This window comes from Brevundimonas sp. DC300-4 (assembly GCF_049897365.1).
Lineage (GTDB): Bacteria > Pseudomonadota > Alphaproteobacteria > Caulobacterales > Caulobacteraceae > Brevundimonas.
The window spans coordinates 1-16,207 of record NZ_JAFCWC010000012.1; the positions used below are offsets into that span (position 1 = coordinate 1).

The 16,207-nt window shown below is 65.9% G+C and carries 17 protein-coding genes, 1 tRNA gene and 1 pseudogene; 8 read left to right on the forward strand and 11 right to left on the reverse strand.

All coding sequences use genetic code 11. The features are described 5' to 3' along the window. Positions 1-318: IS110 family transposase (locus ACP7AZ_RS15090; protein WP_426039460.1), on the reverse strand; the 318-nt coding region annotated here is incomplete at its 3' end. A 148-nt stretch (positions 319-466) separates the two neighbouring features. Here ACP7AZ_RS15090 and ACP7AZ_RS15095 point away from each other — a divergent pair. From ACP7AZ_RS15095 to ACP7AZ_RS15105, 3 genes and pseudogenes are all read left to right on the forward strand, one after another. Continuing rightward, positions 467-1,159, forward strand: coding sequence for an IS6 family transposase (locus tag ACP7AZ_RS15095; protein ID WP_426039461.1), 693 nt, complete (start codon positions 467-469; stop codon positions 1,157-1,159). 54 nt (positions 1,160-1,213) lie between these two features. Next, positions 1,214-1,336 (forward strand): annotated as a pseudogene (locus ACP7AZ_RS15100) (calcium-binding protein); the annotation flags it as partial. A gap of 18 nt (positions 1,337-1,354) precedes the next feature. Continuing rightward, positions 1,355-3,487, forward strand: a complete 2,133-nt coding sequence (locus ACP7AZ_RS15105; protein ID WP_426039462.1) for a DUF4214 domain-containing protein — start codon at positions 1,355-1,357, stop codon at positions 3,485-3,487. A gap of 130 nt (positions 3,488-3,617) precedes the next feature. Here the strand turns inward: ACP7AZ_RS15105 and ACP7AZ_RS15110 are convergent, their stop codons facing one another. The 7 genes from ACP7AZ_RS15110 to ACP7AZ_RS15140 all read right to left on the reverse strand — a co-directional run bounded on the left by ACP7AZ_RS15110 (position 3,618) and on the right by ACP7AZ_RS15140 (position 7,678). Next, positions 3,618-3,794, reverse strand: a complete 177-nt coding sequence (locus ACP7AZ_RS15110; protein WP_426039463.1) for a hypothetical protein — start codon at positions 3,792-3,794, stop codon at positions 3,618-3,620. Positions 3,795-4,347: 553 nt separating this feature from the next. Beyond that, complete coding sequence (locus ACP7AZ_RS15115) at positions 4,348-4,800, reverse strand: hypothetical protein (protein ID WP_426039464.1); 453 nt, start codon at positions 4,798-4,800, stop codon at positions 4,348-4,350. Positions 4,801-5,027: 227 nt separating this feature from the next. Continuing rightward, positions 5,028-6,326, reverse strand: a complete 1,299-nt coding sequence (locus tag ACP7AZ_RS15120; protein WP_426039465.1) for an AAA family ATPase — start codon at positions 6,324-6,326, stop codon at positions 5,028-5,030. Continuing rightward, complete coding sequence (locus tag ACP7AZ_RS15125; protein ID WP_426039466.1) at positions 6,326-6,580, reverse strand: PC4/YdbC family ssDNA-binding protein; 255 nt, start codon at positions 6,578-6,580, stop codon at positions 6,326-6,328. Before ACP7AZ_RS15125 ends, ACP7AZ_RS15120 begins: the two co-directional genes overlap by 1 nt. Beyond that, on the reverse strand, positions 6,577-7,071 hold the full coding sequence (locus ACP7AZ_RS15130) for a hypothetical protein (protein WP_426039467.1): 495 nt from the start codon (positions 7,069-7,071) through the stop codon (positions 6,577-6,579). The genes ACP7AZ_RS15125 and ACP7AZ_RS15130 overlap by 4 nt, the downstream gene beginning before the upstream one ends. A 179-nt stretch (positions 7,072-7,250) precedes the next feature. Continuing rightward, positions 7,251-7,451, reverse strand: a complete 201-nt coding sequence (locus ACP7AZ_RS15135; RefSeq protein WP_426039468.1) for a helix-turn-helix transcriptional regulator — start codon at positions 7,449-7,451, stop codon at positions 7,251-7,253. Beyond that, positions 7,451-7,678: a helix-turn-helix transcriptional regulator gene (locus ACP7AZ_RS15140; RefSeq protein WP_426039469.1), complete on the reverse strand. Its 228-nt coding sequence runs from the start codon at positions 7,676-7,678 to the stop codon at positions 7,451-7,453. The genes ACP7AZ_RS15135 and ACP7AZ_RS15140 overlap by 1 nt, the downstream gene beginning before the upstream one ends. 146 nt (positions 7,679-7,824) lie before the next feature. Here ACP7AZ_RS15140 and ACP7AZ_RS15145 point away from each other — a divergent pair, with 146 nt between their 5' ends. Beyond that, a complete protein-coding gene (locus ACP7AZ_RS15145) occupies positions 7,825-8,718 on the forward strand; it encodes a hypothetical protein (protein ID WP_426039470.1) in 894 nt (297 codons plus the stop codon). Positions 8,719-8,870: 152 nt separating this feature from the next. Here ACP7AZ_RS15145 and ACP7AZ_RS15150 read toward each other — a convergent pair. Beyond that, positions 8,871-8,946 (reverse strand) — tRNA-Lys (locus ACP7AZ_RS15150). Positions 8,947-9,109: 163 nt separating this feature from the next. Here ACP7AZ_RS15150 and ACP7AZ_RS15155 point away from each other — a divergent pair. Both ACP7AZ_RS15155 and ACP7AZ_RS15160 read left to right on the forward strand, forming a co-directional pair. Further along, on the forward strand, positions 9,110-10,561 hold the full coding sequence (locus ACP7AZ_RS15155) for an amino acid permease (RefSeq protein WP_426039471.1): 1,452 nt from the start codon (positions 9,110-9,112) through the stop codon (positions 10,559-10,561). Then, entirely contained in the window at positions 10,561-10,914 is a 354-nt protein-coding gene (locus ACP7AZ_RS15160; RefSeq protein WP_426039472.1) for an Hpt domain-containing protein, read from the forward strand. The genes ACP7AZ_RS15155 and ACP7AZ_RS15160 overlap by 1 nt, the downstream gene beginning before the upstream one ends. Here the strand turns inward: ACP7AZ_RS15160 and ACP7AZ_RS15165 are convergent. Then, positions 10,911-11,270 (reverse strand): chorismate mutase, encoded by a 360-nt coding sequence (locus tag ACP7AZ_RS15165; protein WP_303694842.1) that lies wholly within the window; start codon positions 11,268-11,270, stop codon positions 10,911-10,913. The genes ACP7AZ_RS15160 and ACP7AZ_RS15165 overlap by 4 nt on opposite strands. Then, complete coding sequence (locus ACP7AZ_RS15170) at positions 11,242-12,057, reverse strand: ferredoxin--NADP reductase (protein WP_426039473.1); 816 nt, start codon at positions 12,055-12,057, stop codon at positions 11,242-11,244. The genes ACP7AZ_RS15165 and ACP7AZ_RS15170 overlap by 29 nt, the downstream gene beginning before the upstream one ends. Before the next feature lie 264 nt (positions 12,058-12,321). On the opposite strand from ACP7AZ_RS15170, the gene ACP7AZ_RS15175 reads away from it, so the two are divergent. Then, a complete protein-coding gene (locus tag ACP7AZ_RS15175; RefSeq protein WP_426039474.1) occupies positions 12,322-14,565 on the forward strand; it encodes a DPP IV N-terminal domain-containing protein in 2,244 nt (747 codons plus the stop codon). Continuing rightward, positions 14,502-16,085 carry an amidase gene (locus tag ACP7AZ_RS15180; protein ID WP_426039475.1) on the forward strand — a complete coding sequence of 528 codons (1,584 nt, stop codon included), beginning with the start codon at positions 14,502-14,504 and terminating at the stop codon, positions 16,083-16,085. Before ACP7AZ_RS15175 ends, ACP7AZ_RS15180 begins: the two co-directional genes overlap by 64 nt. The last annotated feature ends 122 nt before the right edge of the window (positions 16,086-16,207 follow it).

Here is a 16,207-nt window from a genome sequence, read left to right on the forward strand (position 1 = left end):
CCGCATGGTCGGACGGGTGACCGCCTCACAGATCGCCTCGGCGTCGGCCGCGTCGTTCTTCTGTCGCCGCAGATAGGCCTTCACGTAAGAGGGCGGCATCAGCCGAACCTGGTGGCCCAGAGCCGATATCTCCCGGGCCCAGAAGTGCGCGGTGGCGCAGGCCTCCATGCCGACCAGGCATGCCGGGATCGACTGGAAGAACTTGATCACTTCGGCGCGGCGCAGCTTCTTCATCACTGTCACCTGGCCGGCGGCGTCGACGCCGTGGACCTGAAACACCGACTTGGCGATATCAATCCCGATCGTGGTAACGTTCATGGTGGATGGCTCCTGTTAGGTGGGCGCTTCAAACAACGGCCACCCTATGGCGCTAAGACGCCGGACACAGGGGCCATCCACCCCATCAGGCGAACGATAAAAGGTCTCCGGTATTTGTGGCGTAAGCCGCTGGCGGAGAACACATTTCGTGAAGCCGATTTCGTTTAAGCGCCACCGGTTTCCGGCAGATGTGATCCGCCATGCCACCTGGCTGTACTTTCGCTTCAGCCTCAGCTTTCGTGACGTCGAGGAACTCCTGGCGCAACGCGGGATCGACGTCAGCTACGAGACGATCCGCCGCTGGACGATCAAGTTTGGACCGCTGATCGCGAGGCGGCTGAAGCGCCGTCGGCCAGCTCCGTCGCCGCGCTGGCATCTGGACGAGATGGTCTGTTCGATCGGCGGAAGGCGGATGTACCTGTGGCGCGCCGTCGACGACGAAGGCGAGGTTCTCGACCTCTTGGTCCAGCGCCGGCGGGACACAGAGGCCGCGTTGAAGCTGCTCAGGCGCCTCCTTCACAACCAGCCTGTCGAGCCAGAGATGATCACGACCGACGGCCTGGCCTCATACGGCGCGGCTCTGGATCAAATGGATTTGAGGCATCTGCATCGACCCAGCCGGCTTCGCGAGAACAATCGGGCAGAGAACTCCCACCTGCCGATCCGACGACGAGAACGACAGCAGCAGAGGTTCAAATTCCAAGCCTCAGCCCAGAGATTCCTCACGACCCACGCAGCGATCTACAACACCTTCAGCATCCAGCGCCATCTGATCGGCAGACCCACACTTCGCCGATTCCGCGCCGACGCGGACGGCGCATGGGCGATGGCTGTTGCCTGAATGGCGGCGGGGTAGGGGGCTTTCGACTTGGCGAAGTTTCCCTGACAGCGCCAGATCCGTGGGACCGCGAACGCGGATGTCTTGGTCGGCACGACAGCCAACGATCGCCTGACTGGTGAGGGCGGTGACGATGTCTTGAACGGTGGCGCGGGCGATGACATCGTCGACGGGGGAGCCGGACGTGACAGGTTCATCATGTCGGGCGTTTCCGGTACCGTCGATCTCAACATCACAACAGCGCAAGACACCGGTCACGGACGTGACGTCCTGATCAGTATCGAGGACGTGACCGGCACATCTGGCAACGACACAATCATCGGGGACAGCAATGCCAACATGCTCGACGGCGGGGCTGGCAATGACCTGCTGCTTGGTGGGGGCGGCAATGACACGATCATCGGCGGAGCAGGCATAGACGTCGCCCTGTTCTCCGGCCGCCGAGGGGATGCGACTTTCACCTATTCGAATGGCGCGATCGGAGTTATCGGCGCCGATGGGTCTGATACGCTGCAATCCGTCGAGGTTCTGCAGTTTACGGACGGGGTCTACGATGTCCGTACCGACGGGCTAGTCGCTTCTTCGGCGAGAGTTAACTTCGCCGGCACAGCCAACGCCGACGTCGTTCGCAGCGGAGACTCCAACGACCTTCTCCAGGGTGGTTTGGGTGACGACTTTCTCGACGCCGGAATCGGCACGGATCGCCTCGAAGGCGGTGCCGGCAACGACGTTCTGAACGGTGGTGCAGACGACGACGTTATCGACGGGGGAGCGGGCGTAGATCTGGCCGTGTTCTCGGCAGCCTCGACTCAGGTGACCTTTGCCTACATGGACGGCACGATCGTCGTCATCGGGCCTGATGGACGTGACGTCCTAACGGATGTGGAACAACTGCGCTTCTCGGACCGGGTGCTCGACGTGGGTGCTGACGGTCGCGTTATCACTGCGCTGAACACGATTGCGGGGACCTCGGGCGCCGACACCCTAACAGGGACCTCCGGCTCCGACGCTCTGCTCGGAGGCGCGGGCAATGACCTGCTGCGCGGACAGAGCGGCAGCGACGTCCTGAACGGCGGCGAGGGCTTTGATGCGGCCCTCTATTCCGGCGTTCGCCGCCAATACTCGACGGCTTCAAGCACTGCCGTGTCGGGCGGCCCGGAGGGCGGCACCGATAGCCTTATCTCGATCGAGGAGGCTCGGTTTGTCGACGGGGTCCTGACCTTCGACGTGAACTCTCAGGCGGCTCAGGTCATGCGGTTGTACGACGCTGCCCTGGACCGTGGAGGCGATCCGGGCGGTCTGGAGAGCCTGCTGGACCGGTTGGAGCGCGGGGAGACCCTGTTGTCGCTGGCCTCGGCCTTCCTGACTTCGCCGGAGTTCCAGCAGCGCTACGGCGCCCTGAACAATCAGGCCTTCATCGAGCAGATGTATCGCTTCTGCCTGAACCGCAACGGCGACCCCGCCGGGATCCAGACCTGGACCGATCGTCTGAACTCCGGCACCACCCGCGCCGAGATGCTGGTCATCTTCTCCGAGAGCCAGGAGCACCGCGATCTGACGGCGGGAACCTTGGCCCAGGGCCTGTGGGTCGCAGACGAGGGCGCCCTGACCATCGCGCGGCTCTACGACGCGACGTTCGACCGCCTGCCCGACGCGGGCGGGCTGGCGACCTGGGTCAACAACCTGCGCGGCGGGATGGCCATCCTGGACATCGCGGCGGCCTTCGCCTCGGCACCCGAGTTCCAGCAGCGCTACGGCACGGTCACGAACCAGCAGTTCATCGAACAGATGTACCGCTTCTGCCTGGACCGCGAGCCCGACGCGGGCGGCCTGTCGTTCTGGACCAACGCCCTGAACACCGGGACCAGCCGCGCCCAGATGCTGCTGACCTTCTCCGAGAGCGCCGAACACGTCGGGCTGACCGCGTCCCAGTGGCTGGGCGGGGTGCGTTACGCCGGCTTCATCGGTGCTCCGGCCGAGGACCAGCCGGTCAAGGGCCTCGACGACGCCCAGGTCCTGCCGGGTGGGCTGGATCACGACGGGACCTACGATCCGGCCGACTTCAGCATCGGCATCCTCGACAAGGCCCACGAAGCCTTCGTCCTGCCCGCCACGCCCGACGGCGGCCTCCAGCCCTGGATCCCCACGGCCCCCGACGATATAGGCCTCAACGACTTCGGCCTCGACTTGTTCACGGCGTTGGACACCCCCACGCCCCTCGACGAGGGCCTGTTCCGCCCCGACATCGCGCTCACCCTTCCCTCAGATTCCAACACCGACGACCTGTCGTTCGGCTTCCAAAAGGGCGGGTACGAACTGAACTGGGCCTGAAGATTTTTGAGAGCTGTACAAGGCACCAACGGCCGAGCCGGTGTCTCCCGTTTTCGGAACGTCGGTCGTGCCCCCGGACGTGGTGTAACTTCCGGGCGGTAGCTTCGCCGCTCGCGTAGCGGGGGTGGGGTCAGGCGAGGCTATCGAGGAAACGGGCGACGGCCGATTCAATAGACAGAGGGAAGCGGGCCTCAAATCGTGCCTTGTTCTCTGGAGACTGATCCTCCAGCAGATCCAGCCAGTCCTCGTGGATTGGCGTTTGGCCGTCGCCGGTTTCCAGCTTCGCGATGCGACTACGGGCGGTCATGCGCCGGCCTCCCATGAAGCAGGCTTCCGGATGATGACTGCGTGGTGATTGGGGGGCGGCACCGGCTCTGCGTCACCTTCCCGCCATGCCAGACACGCCCACGGCCAGCGGCGTTCATCGGTCGGGAGCGCGCCCCTTCCCTCAAGGGCCGCAATGCGGCTCAGCGCTTTCATGCAGCGTCCCCAGCCATGGTCATCCATTCTGGAGGATCGCCCGGTGTTACGACCCTGGAGATGATTGCATTGTGGCGGGCGAGGATTGCCGGAGGAGTTTCGCCCCGATGCCAGAGAAGCCGAACCCAGGGCCAGGTCCGTTCGTCATCTCCAGTCGGTGCCGCGCTTTCCAATGCCGACAACCTGCGCTCAAGCGGCTTCATCGTGAGTCCTCCAAGGCGAGACGCCGACAAGGCGGATGGAGCGGACAGGGCAGCGCGAGGTCCGGTCGGGCCAGTCGGGAAGGTCCGGATCGATCGGTCCCAACAGCGCAATCTCGCGAGGCGGCGCAGTCTGATCCGCCCCCTCCAGCTTGGACATTCGTTTGCTCAACGGGGTTGTCATGCCTTGGCCTCCAGTGCCGCCAGTCGTTGTTCCAGGTCGTTCGCCTCCCACGCCTTCACGTAGAGGCTCACCACGTTCATCACGGATGTTGCCTCCGCAGGGGTGATGTCCCCCGCCCCCATGCTGACGATGACCCGACCCATACAGGCGAGCGCATAGGCCGGTCCGGTGATCTCCCCGACCTCGAACGCCAGCGGGCGGTCCTTCGCATCGGGAACCAACTTGCCCAGCAGGGAGCGGGCCGCGCCCGTACGATCCGCCAAGGTTGGCTGATGCGTCACGGCGTCGTCGCCTTCTCCGGTCACCTGTGGTTCGCCTTTCATGACTGACGAGAGGAAGCCGATCGGGTCGCACTCCTCCGCAATCCGGAGGCGGGTGGCCATCGTGATCTTGTTGGGGCCGGGTGGCCGCCCATCCGGGTTACCGCTCTTGCCGGGCTCAAAAGCCATTCGCTTGTTCTCGCCTTGCTGTTTTCAAGATTTTCTCGGTTGGACGCCGCACGATGGCGGCCCGCCCGTATCGATCGTGGATTCGGCGATGCCGGCCCCCACCTTGCGCGACCAGCTGGGCGCACCCCCACCACACCCCCCCCCACCCCTATAAAGGTGGTGGTGGGGGTGCCGGTTTAGGGTCACTTCCGCACCTTTCCCCACCTCACTTTTCAAGGTGGGGGCGCTCATGGTTCGACCCACTTTCCGACTTCGATCATGGGCCGTTCGTTGCCCTTCCCGTCACGGCCGATGATCCTCGTGAGGGCTCCTTCTTTCAGCCAGTTCCGAAGAAGGTTCTTGGCCTTCTGCCTCCCGCCCTTGTCGTCGAGGTCGAGGCCCATGGCTTCGGCGACGGCCTTGCCAGCCCATTCAGCGGCCTGGATATTCTCCCGCCAGTGGCCGGCGTCTATCGCCTTCTGAACCGCAAGGAGGTCAGCAGCTGTCACGCCGCTGAAAGCGTCCGGCCAGTCCCATGCGGTGACCACGCCGATGTGATCGGATGGCCCAACATTCCAGCCGTTGTCGAGATCGAAATTGACCAGCCGATGCCATGCCGAAACCCCGCTGCGGGGGGCCATGTTGGCCTTGCCGTGATCCAGACGGAAATACTCATAGCGGTTCTCCACACCCGCCCTGTCGGCCTCTTCCTGGGTCATGCCGTTGAGCACGCGGGCGGATCGGGCCGCGTAGAGAAGCGCCGTAGCGCCTCGCCCGTCTTCAACCGTAGTCTCCGCGCCGTTGCCCTTGCGGGTGTGGTGCACCAGCTCGACCGACACATTCCGCCGGTCTGCTATCTGCGCCCACGCCTTCACGACCCGGTCGATGGCGTTGTTGTCGTTTTCCGAGACGCGGTGAGAGCTGACAAAGGGGTCGATGATGACGACGCCAATTCCGTAGGCCGAGATCATGGCTTCAATGGCTTCGACGTTCGGCCCGTTGATCGTGACGCCCGAGGCCTGTTGCTCGGCAAGCACAATGGGAACCTGACGACCCGAGCCGAGGTAAAGCATGGCCCCGGAAGGGTCCTCCGACTCCACGCCGTGAGCCGACAGGTCGGCGGCCGTCAGTCCGTGATGGACGGCAGCCGCCATAACCCGGCGCTCCGTCTCGTCTTCCGGATCCTCGCCACCCCAATAGGCGACGACGGTGCGCCCGACCGGCTTAACGCCGAGAAGGGGCTTGCCGCTGGCCATGACGAGCGCTTCCACGCAGGCCAGAGAGGACTTACCGAGGCCGCCCGGGGAGAAAGTCGCACTCACGAACTTGCGAACGTAGTGCCGGCCGTAGACGGATTCCCGCGTCGGGAGCGTGGCGGGGTCTTTCCATGCAAACGGACGACACGGCCAGAGCGGAGCCGGTTCGACGTCCAGCGGCAGATCATCGTCGGCGTCGATGACCCGGAGGGTTGCTCCGGTCATCTGACGCTGCTGCACAGCCAAGGCCGCTTCTTCGAAGTCCGCATCATAATCGCGGGCGGCTCCCATCAGTTGGCCCCACCAATCCACCCCATTGCCCGTGCCTGGACCTCTGCCTGACGAAGGCCCTCGATCAGGTCCGGCAGCATTTCGACGCGGCAGGACAGCCCCTTTTTCGTGGGCATCTTGACGGCTGCGGCCGAGAAGGCGGCGAACACTCGCATGTCAACGAGGTTGTGGCCCTTGAAGGTGTCGAGGACCACGCGCACCTCTTCGCTCGCGTTCTTGCCGATGGTCGCGACTGTGAGCGGAACGGCGCTCACGTTGCAGCGACCCGCTTAGCGATGGCCTCGGACATCTGGGTGGGGCTGGCGATCTTCCACCTGATAACCTTGGACCGCCGGGATTCCCCCAGGCCCTTCTCGCCCGACGCGATCAGGCGGCCCGCCTTGTGCAGCCCGCAGATGCGAGCCCGCACCGACGTTAGGAGGATGCGTCCCTCGCTGGACAGCTTCTCGTGGACCTCTTCCGGGGTGTGCGGCCCGGTCAAGTAAATCTCCCAGATCCGGTCGATCATCGTCGGAGCCGTCTTCCCCGCGTCGATGGCTGCGGCGACGGCGGTGTGAGCCGAACTCTTGTGAGCGCGCGGGGTCATGGTCTCGGGGTCATAGACGCTCATGCAGCAAACGCCTTTTCCGGGAGGGAGGGACTGGACGAGCGCGGACAGGTGCACGGCCCGGGTGTGGTAGACGTTCGCCAGCGCCCGGCAGGCGATGGCCGTTGCCCCGGTGTGGTCGCGGGCTTCCGCCAGCATCCGATCCGACGCCTTCGCGATTTCGATCAGGTCGCGGAACGCGGCTTCGCGGCTCCGAGGGCGGAACGGATCGGGCCTCTCAGGTTGCGGAGCGAAGAGCTTTCGATTATCGCTGTTGGGCTTGCTGCTGACGTTGGGCCAAGGGGTTTTTGCAGAACCCCCCACCCGGAATTGAACAGTCATCGTGGGGACGCGTCCTTTCGTTGATTGATCCAGTTGCCGACCGCTTCCTCTGAAAAAGCGATCCTGTTTCCCGCTCCCAACTTGATTGGGGCGGGGAACACCTGTGCGCGGACGAGACGCCAGAGCGTCGTCCGCGAAAGAGTTGTGCGGCGGGAGACTTCCGCAGGCCGCAAAAGTGTGTGCACCCTTTGTTCCACTAGGCTTCCGCCCCCGTGGTCACGGCCTCAGACCCCGTGCCAGCGAACCGGCGCAGATCATCGATCAGGTAGTAGGCCCGTCCGCCTGTTTTCAGCGGACGGGGACCGATCCCTTTCCACGCCCACCACGCCATCGTTGATGGGCTCACGCCCAGGAACTCAGCCGACTGCCGTCGGCTGACCCGGCCGTCTGGTCGAACGATCAGGGTCTTGTTGTCTAGGCCCATCGAATAGTCTCCGCTGCGGTGAGGAGAAATACGCACAGTAACCGCTGTCCAAATATATAATTTGTTGCCAATATCTCCGCAAGGTCATAGATCTTGCCAGTGGTCGCCAAACAGGTTCCGTTGGTGACGGGTCTAGGGCATTGAAAATGAAAGAGAAACAAGGGACCGATCAGCCGAAGCGTGGGAGGCCGCCGAAATCGTCTGTGGATGGAGCGAAGCGAACATCCTTCACCGCGCGAATCACTGAGCGGACGCGACAAGTTCTTGACGAGGAAGCGAAGGCGACCGGGCGCACGGCTTCCGAGGTAGCCGCTGCGTGGATCGATGAGGGTGCGGAAGGTCGCACCGGTGTTGACGGCCTGCTTGGTGGGTCTCAGGTTTCGGACGCAATCCGGGCCATGATCTACCACGCCCACGAAGTGCAGATCCGGGTCGGGCATCCATCACAGGAGCCGATTGCACGGGACGCGCTTGTCGCTGGCTGGCGGGCGATCATCGATCGCGCTGTACCGTTTATCCCGGCGAGCAGCCTTGAGGCGGCAGTCAGCGAGAAACGCGAGGACGCACGGGCCGCTCTGCGCGCCGCCTTGTCTCGCCTCGAACAGCAACTTGCGGCCGACCCGACCCTTGCCGAGGGACCGCCGGTCCTGCCGATGCGTCGCGCCGGGCTATTGGGAGGGTGGGGTCGTCCTGAGAGCGCAAATCAAGGGCTCGTCGACCTGTTGGGCGGCGTCGATAACCCATCGGCAAAGCACGTCCGCGAAACCATACGCAGCTACGTCTACCTCGACAGCCTTCAAGCTTGGAACCATCACGAGGCGATCCGGGTGCTTCGGGCATGGGCCGCCTTCACGAGTGAGCCCTTATTCGACGAAGCTGCTGACTTGCTCGACGCCTACTCCCAGGCGCTGGGTGCCCGCCTAGACGACGCCGCGCAGGCCTACCGGCAGGGGATGGATATGGGCGACGCCACCGCTAGCCGGCTAGAGCTGATGCCCGAGATTTCGCGCCGCGCGATGGCGCTACCGAGCCGAGACTGACCGCACGCGACCCCGCACGACAAGGGCCGCCAGAAAGATCGGAGCGGCCCTTTGCTTTGCCTGAAATGCTGTCGCGTTCTGTCGCTTTGTGCCCCATATGTGCCCCGCGCGAGAACCTGAACGGGACCTTTTCAGCTAAGTCCATGAAAGATTGGTGGGTGATGTAGGGTTCGAACCTACGACCCGCTGATTAAGAGTCAGCTGCTCTACCAACTGAGCTAATCACCCGTACCATCGTCGCGCGGTCGTCAGGGACGTCCGGCGAAGGGGGCGGAAATAGAGACATCAGGGCGGGGATGCAAGGGATTTCCGCCCGGTGTTCCGGTTCGCCGCAGGCCGGTCTAGCATCCCCGCGGAATCGGTCCGGCAAGGGCCATCGGGGGAGTAGCGAATGGCCTTCTGGAACCGGCGCAAGTCGATCGACGCGATGCACCAGGCCTCGGACGGACCGAGGCTGAAGGCGACCCTGAGCTGGCCGCACCTGCTGGCGCTGGGCGTGGGGGCCATCGTGGGGACGGGCATCCTGACCCTGATCGGCGTCGGCGCGGGGCTTGCGGGGCCGGCGGTGATGATCAGCTTCGCCCTGGCGGGACTGGTTTGCGCCTGCGCGGCCCTTGCCTATGCCGAGTTGTCGACGATGATGCCCCAGGCGGGCAGCGCCTACGCCTACTCCTATGCGGTGCTGGGCGAACTGATCGCCTGGATCGTGGGCTGGAGCCTGATCCTCGAATACTCGCTCGTGGTCTCGGCTGTGGCGGTGGGCTGGTCGGGATACGCTGTCGGCTTCCTGACCGGACTGGGCATCGACCTGCCGACGGCCCTGACCGCGGGGCCCCATGTCGCAGGCGGCCTGGTCAACCTGCCAGCTGTGGCGATCATCGGCCTTGTGACCGGACTGCTGCTGCTGGGCACGCGGGAGAGCGCGACGCTGAATGCCATCCTGGTGGTGATCAAGGTCGCGGCCCTGATCGCCTTCGTCGCCATCGCCTTGCCGGCGTTCGACGCGGCCAACTTCACCCCCTTCATGCCCAACGGGTTTGGAGCGCCCGCCTTGCCGTTCGGGGAACTGATCACCGGCCAACCGGCGGTTCAGACCGGGGTCATGGCGGCGGCGGCGATCATCTTTTTCGCCTTCTACGGCTTCGACGCCATCTCGACGGCGGCTGAAGAGACCAAGAAGCCCGAGCGCGACCTGGCGATCGGCATCGTCGGTTCAATGCTGATCTGCACGGTGCTGTACCTGGTCGTGGCGGCGGCCGCGATCGGTGCTCGGCCGGTGGCGAGCTTCGCAGACAGCCCAGAGCCTCTGGCCCTGATCCTGCGCGAGATGGGGCAGGGGACGGCGGCGCAATGGATCGCGGCCTCGGCCGTGATCGCGCTTCCGACGGTCCTCCTGGCCTTCCTGTTCGGCCAGAGCCGCATCTTCCTGGGCATGGCGCGCGATGGCCTGTTGCCGACCTCGCTGGCGAAGATTTCGTCGCGCGGCGTGCCGGCGGTGGTGACGGTGTTCACCGCCATCGTGGTCGCGGCCCTGGCCGGGGTCATGCGGCTGGACGAACTGGCGTCGCTGGCCAATGCGGGAACCCTTGCGGCCTTCGCGGCGGTGGGGGTCTGCCTGATCGTCCTGCGGCTGCGCGATCCGAACCGGGTGCGGAAATTCCGGGCGCCGCTGTGGTGGCTGGTCGGGTCGATCACCATCGTCGGCTGCGTCGTCTTCTTCTTCAGCCTGCGTCCATCGACCCAGATGTGGTTCCTGGTCTGGAACGCCGTCGGTCTCGCGATCTACTTCCTGTGGTCGGCGCGGAACGCCCGGCTGGCGAAGAACCCCGATCAGGCCGCCTGATGTCCCGCCGCGACCTGTCGGGCGCCGTCGACTTTTCGGTCCTGGACCGGACGACGGGCGGCGACGACGGGGTCGCGGAGGAGGTGCTGGGGCTGTTCGTGCAACAGGCCGAGATGTGGTCGCCGATGCTGGACACCCGGATCGAGGGCTGGCGCGACGCCGTGCACACGATCCGGGGCGCGGCGGCGGGGATCGGAGCGGGGGCCCTGGCCGAGGTCTGCGCCCAGGCCGAGACGGCTGAAAAGGAGGTCGCGCCGGCCAGGCTGGACCATGTCCGCGACGCCCTCAACGCGGCGCTGGCCGACGTTGCGGCCTGGCGGCACGAACTGATGCTGAGGTCGCTGAAGGGCTAGCGACGCGTGCGGTCGTAGGTCGAGAACTCGTGGGCGATGCAGCGGTCGATGAGCAGGCGCCAGACCGGTTCGGCGATGTCGCGCGACAGATGACGGGCGTCGGCGGCCGCAAGAACCTTCGAGACCACATCCTCGATACGGGCATCGTCGTGGACGGCGTCGCGGTCCGGCTTGATCCGGGCGGCGGCGTCCATGTAGCGCTGCCGCTCGGCCAGCAGGGCGACGAGGGCGCGGTCCAGGGCGTCGACGCCCTGGCGGACCTCGGTCATCGACTGGCAGGCGGCAGGATCGATGCGGGCGTCCACGGCCACGATCTGGGGGTGGTGTTCAGCCGACAAAGGCGCGCTCCAGAACATAGTCGCCGGGCTCTGCGTTTGAGCCCTCCTTCATGCCGAAGCCTTCCAGCAGTTCGGCGGTTTCCTTGATCATGGCCATGGAGCCGCACAGCATGACGCGGTCGCGCTCGGGCGAGAAGCTGTGCGGCAGACCGAGGTCCTCGAACAGGACGCCGGACTTGATGCGATCGGTGATCCGGCCTGGGGTTTCGAAATTCTCGCGGGTGACCGTGGGATAGTAGGTCAACTGTGCCTTCGCCTCGTCGCCGATCAGGGGATCCTCGTGGATGCCGGCGGTCAGGAAGTCGCGGTACGACAGATCGGCGACGTTGCGGGCCGTGTGGCAGACGATGACGCGGCCGAAGCGGCTGTAGGTGTCGGGATCGCGGGCGACGCTGAGCCAGGGGGCAAGGCCCGTGCCGGTCCCGATCAGCCACAGGGTCTCGCCGCCGGTGAGGGCGTCCAGCACCAGGGTCCCGGTCGGCTTCTTGCCCATCAGGACGGTATCGCCCGGTTTAATGTTGACCAGGCGCGAGGTCAGGGGGCCGTCTGGCACGGCGATGGAGAGGAACTCCAGCTCCTCGTCCCAGGACGGGCTGGCGATCGAATAGGCGCGCAGGACGGGCTTGCCGCCGTCAGCGCCCGGCAGGCCGATCATCACGAACTCGCCGGAGCGGAAGCGGAAATCCTCGGGGCGGGCGACGCGGAAGCTGAACAGCTGGTCGGTCCAGTGATGGACCCAGACGACCTCGAGCTCATGGAAGGCGGAGGGCTTCGGCGGCGGCGGGGACAGGGCGGCGTCGGTCATTGCGGGTCTTCTAGGCGGACGGGCCGCCGGGCGAAAGGTCGTCGGGGTCGCGGCCGAATCGACTCCGGAAATTGGAGTTCGGGTCGTCCATAGAGTCTGATGCCCCCGACTCCGGAAATTGGAGTCTAGATAGTCCACTGAGTCTTGTTCGCCGCATCGGACCTCATGCGAACAGAACTATCAGACGGACACGCCAAGATAGGTCGCAGCCCTTCGGATGGAAGGGGATGACGCGGCCGATTTCTGCGACTAGCGTCCGCGCCCATGCGCACAGTTCTTCTTGCTTCCGTCTTCGCCCTGACGGCCGGTTCGGCCTTCGCCCAGTCCGCCAACCCCGCCGTGCTGACGCCGGAGCGGGTGTTCGCCAACCCCAGCCTGAACGGCCCGGTGGCCCAGGGGGTCAGCCTGTCGCCCGACGGCGAATTGGTCGCCTTCCTGAGGGCGCGTGAGGACGATGTTTCGGTGCTGGACCTGTGGGCCGCGCCGACCGGAGCGGGCGAGCCGTTCAAGCTGATTGATGCGCGGGCCCTGGTCCCCGACGCCGGCGAACTGTCCGAGGCCGAGAAGGCGCGGCGCGAGCGGATGCGCATCTCCCAGCGCGGCGTGGTCGAATATTCGTGGGATGAACAGGGGCGCTACATCCTCGCGCCGCTGGAAGGCGACATCTTCCTGGCCAGCCGGGAAGGGGGCGGAATTCGCCGCCTGACCGAGACCGAGGCCGACGAGATCGACGCCAAGGTGTCGCCCGAGGGGAACTACGTCTCCTTCGTGCGCGACCAGGACCTAGTGGTCATGAACCTGGCCTCGGGCGCCGAGCAGGCAATCACCACCGAAGGCGACGGCCTGATCACCTGGGCGACGGCGGAGTTCATCGCCCAGGAGGAGATGGACCGCGACACCGGCTACTGGTGGAGCCCGGACGAGACCTACATCGCCCTGCAACGGACCGACGAGACGCCCGTCGATATCGTCCCCCGGCTGGACATCACCGGCGGCGGCGCGAGCGTGGTCGAGCAGCGCTACCCGCGCGCCGGGCGGCCGAACGCCATCGTCGAACTGTATGTGCAGGACGTCGCCGCCGGACGTCGGGTCAAGGTCGACCTGGGGGCTGACACCGACATCTATCTGGGCCGGGTGAACTGGTCGAAGGACGGGCGGACCCTTTACGTCCAGCGCCAGTCGCGGGACCAGCAGACGCTGGACCTGCTGCGCGTCGATCCGACGACGGGCGCGTCGCAGGTGATCGCGACCCAGACGTCTAAGGCCTGGGTCGATCTGACCGATGACTTCAAGGCCCTGAGCGACGGCCGGTTCATCTGGTCGGACGAGAGCACCGGCTGGCGGCACCTGTATCTGTACAACGCCGACGGCACGAAGATCCGGGCGATCACCTCGGGCGACTGGCCGGTCAAGGCGCTGAACGGCGTCAACGAGCGGACGGGCGAGGTCTTCTTCACCGCCTCGATGCGCGACGGGCGCGAGTTGCCGATCGAGCAGCAGCTGTTTCGCGCCAACATGAACCGGGCGGCCACGCCCGTGGCGATCACCCCGGCGGGCGGATGGTGGAGCGCCTCGGTCAACCGGACGGCCACGGCCTATGTCGGCGACTATTCCGATCCGGTGACGCCGCCGCAGTCGGCCCTGTACCGGATCGACGGGACGCGGGTGCGCTGGATCGAGGAGAACCGGCTGGCCGAGGGGCATCCCTTCTTCCCGTTTGCAGGGCGGACTCGGGCGCCGGAGTTCGGCACGCTGCAGAGCCACGAGACCCTGGTCTGGCGCATGCAGACGCCGCCCGACTTCGATCCAACCCGGACCTATCCGGTTGTGATGCAGGTCTACGGCGGCCCCAGCACCGGAGCCGGGGTGAAACGGAGCTGGCAGTCAACGACGAATCAACTGTTGACCGAGGCGGGATATATCGTTTTCCGCCTCGACAACCGGGGTGAGGGGGACCGTTCGGCGGCGTTCAAACAGTCGCTGTACCGGCAGATGGGAACGGTTGAAGTCGAGGATCAGGTTCTGGCAGCCAACTATCTGAGATCGCTGCCTTACGTGGACGACAATCGCATCGCCATGATGGGGTGGTCCTATGGCGGGTTCATGAGCCTGATGGCGCTGACCGAGCCGGACATGGGACTGGCGGCCGCAGCCGTCGGGGCGCCGCCGACGGAGTGGAGCCTCTATGACACCCACTACACCGAGCGGTTCATGTCGACGCCGGAGGCCAACCCCGAAGGCTATGCCGCATCAGACGCCATTCCGCGTCTGGACAACCTCACTGGCCGGCTTCTGCTGATGCACGGCATGGCGGACGACAACGTCATTCTCGAAAACTCGACGCGGGTCATCGACTCGCTTCAGTCCAAATCCATCCCGTTCGAACTGATGCTCTATCCCGGGCAGCGGCACGGCGTGCGGGGCAACGACAGGCAGCTGCAACAATGGCGCATGTATCTCGACTTCCTCGACCGCACGATCGGATTGCGGGCGCCCTCGGCGGACTGATCCTCGCCGGGTTCGCGGCGCCGGCGTTCGCGCAGGACACGGCGCCGATCCTGGCCGCGCAGGCGGCGGAGGCGGACGCGCATTGCGCCGGCCTGACGCCGCTCGATGGCGGCGAAGCCGGGGTCGCGGCGGGGCTGGTGATCTCTGCGTGTCAGCGGGACGCGATGACCTCGCATGCGGTGATCCGCTGGGCGGCCACGGCTGATGCCGTCGCGTACGGCGCCAGCGCGGCGGCGGGCCTGCCGATCCTGCTGAAGGACAATATCGAGACGGCGGATATGCCGACGACGGCGGGGTCGCTGGCGCTGGCGAACAATGCACCGGGACGGGACGCGCCGCTGGTGACGCGGCTGCGAGCGGCGGGCTTCCTGATCCTCGGCAAGACCAATCTGTCGGAGTGGGCCAACATCCGCTCGACCCGGTCCATCAGCGGCTGGAGCGCGGTCGGTGGTCTGACGCCCAACCCCTATGATGCGACGCGGACGGCCTGTGGCTCCTCGTCGGGCAGCGCGGTCGCGGTCGCCGTCGGACTGGCGCCCGTCGCCATCGGCACGGAGACCAACGGCTCCATCGTCTGCCCGGCCTCGGTCAACGGGGTGGTCGGGTTCAAGCCCACCGTGGGACTGGTCAGCCGCACCCATATCGTGCCGATCAGCCATTCCCAGGACACCGCCGGACCCATCGCTGCCACGGTGCATGATGCGGCCCTGGTCCTGACCGCCATCGCCGGATCGGACCCTATGGATGCCGCGACGGTCGAGGCGGACATGCGCAAGGTCGACTATGTCGCCGCCCTCGATGCGGACTCCCTGCGCGGCGCGCGGATCGGGGTGCTGCGGTTCTTGGCCAACAACTTCTCCGACGATACGAAGGCTGCGTTCGAACGGTCGCTGCAGGCCATGCGCGACGCCGGCGCCGAGCTGGTCGAGATCACCGAGGGACCGGACATGCGGGCCATCGGCGGGGCGCAGCTGACGGTCCTGCTGACCGAGCTGAAGGTCGATCTGAACGCCTATCTGTCCTCGACAGACCCGAAGCAGGTGCCGACGCGGACCCTGGCGGAGGTCATCGCCTTCAACGCGGCCGAGCCGCACGAGACGGTGCTGTTCGGGCAGGAACTGTTCGAGCGCGCCGAGGCGACCGGTGGGCTGGAAGACCCGGCCTATGTCACGGCGCGGGAGACCTCGCTGAGGCTCTCGGGCGTCGAGGGGATCGACCGGATGATGGCGGAGAACCGCGTCGCGGCCCTGGTGTCGCCGACGACCTCGCGCGCCTGGACCAACGACCGGGACGACGAGGACGAGGGACAGGGATCGGCCAGCACCCTGGCGGCCGTCGCCGGCTATCCGCACCTGACCGTGCCGATGGGGATGGATCGCGGCATGCCGGTCGGGATCAGCTTCATGGCCAGCGCCTGGCAGGACGCGACAGTGCTGTCGCTGGGCTATGCCTTCGAGCAGAAGACGATGGCGCGACGGGCGCCGGGCGAACGGGCCCCGGCCGGTCAGGACGCACAATGATGATCCGGCGCGGACTGGTTTTCGGCCTCACCCTGGCCGCCCTGACTCTGGCGGGATGTGCCACACCCAATGGCGACGGCAGCTGGGACCTGGGCCAGGACGCTCCCCGATACCAGCCGCCG

Coding starts and splice junctions, on each gene's coding strand:
- ACP7AZ_RS15140 (WP_426039469.1), bottom strand. CDS start 7,678: ATGGGCCTAGACAACAAGACCCTGATCGTTCGACCAGACGGCCGGGTC.
- ACP7AZ_RS15120 (WP_426039465.1), bottom strand. CDS start 6,326: ATGGGAGCCGCCCGCGATTATGATGCGGACTTCGAAGAAGCGGCCTTG.
- ACP7AZ_RS15180 (WP_426039475.1), top strand. CDS start 14,502: ATGGCGCATGTATCTCGACTTCCTCGACCGCACGATCGGATTGCGGGC.
- ACP7AZ_RS15175 (WP_426039474.1), top strand. CDS start 12,322: ATGCGCACAGTTCTTCTTGCTTCCGTCTTCGCCCTGACGGCCGGTTCG.
- ACP7AZ_RS15105 (WP_426039462.1), top strand. CDS start 1,355: ATGTCGGGCGTTTCCGGTACCGTCGATCTCAACATCACAACAGCGCAA.
- ACP7AZ_RS15165 (WP_303694842.1), bottom strand. CDS start 11,270: ATGTTCTGGAGCGCGCCTTTGTCGGCTGAACACCACCCCCAGATCGTG.
- ACP7AZ_RS15170 (WP_426039473.1), bottom strand. CDS start 12,057: ATGACCGACGCCGCCCTGTCCCCGCCGCCGCCGAAGCCCTCCGCCTTC.
- ACP7AZ_RS15110 (WP_426039463.1), bottom strand. CDS start 3,794: ATGACCGCCCGTAGTCGCATCGCGAAGCTGGAAACCGGCGACGGCCAA.
- ACP7AZ_RS15115 (WP_426039464.1), bottom strand. CDS start 4,800: ATGGCTTTTGAGCCCGGCAAGAGCGGTAACCCGGATGGGCGGCCACCC.
- ACP7AZ_RS15160 (WP_426039472.1), top strand. CDS start 10,561: ATGTCCCGCCGCGACCTGTCGGGCGCCGTCGACTTTTCGGTCCTGGAC.
- ACP7AZ_RS15130 (WP_426039467.1), bottom strand. CDS start 7,071: ATGCTGGCGGAAGCCCGCGACCACACCGGGGCAACGGCCATCGCCTGC.
- ACP7AZ_RS15145 (WP_426039470.1), top strand. CDS start 7,825: ATGAAAGAGAAACAAGGGACCGATCAGCCGAAGCGTGGGAGGCCGCCG.
- ACP7AZ_RS15155 (WP_426039471.1), top strand. CDS start 9,110: ATGGCCTTCTGGAACCGGCGCAAGTCGATCGACGCGATGCACCAGGCC.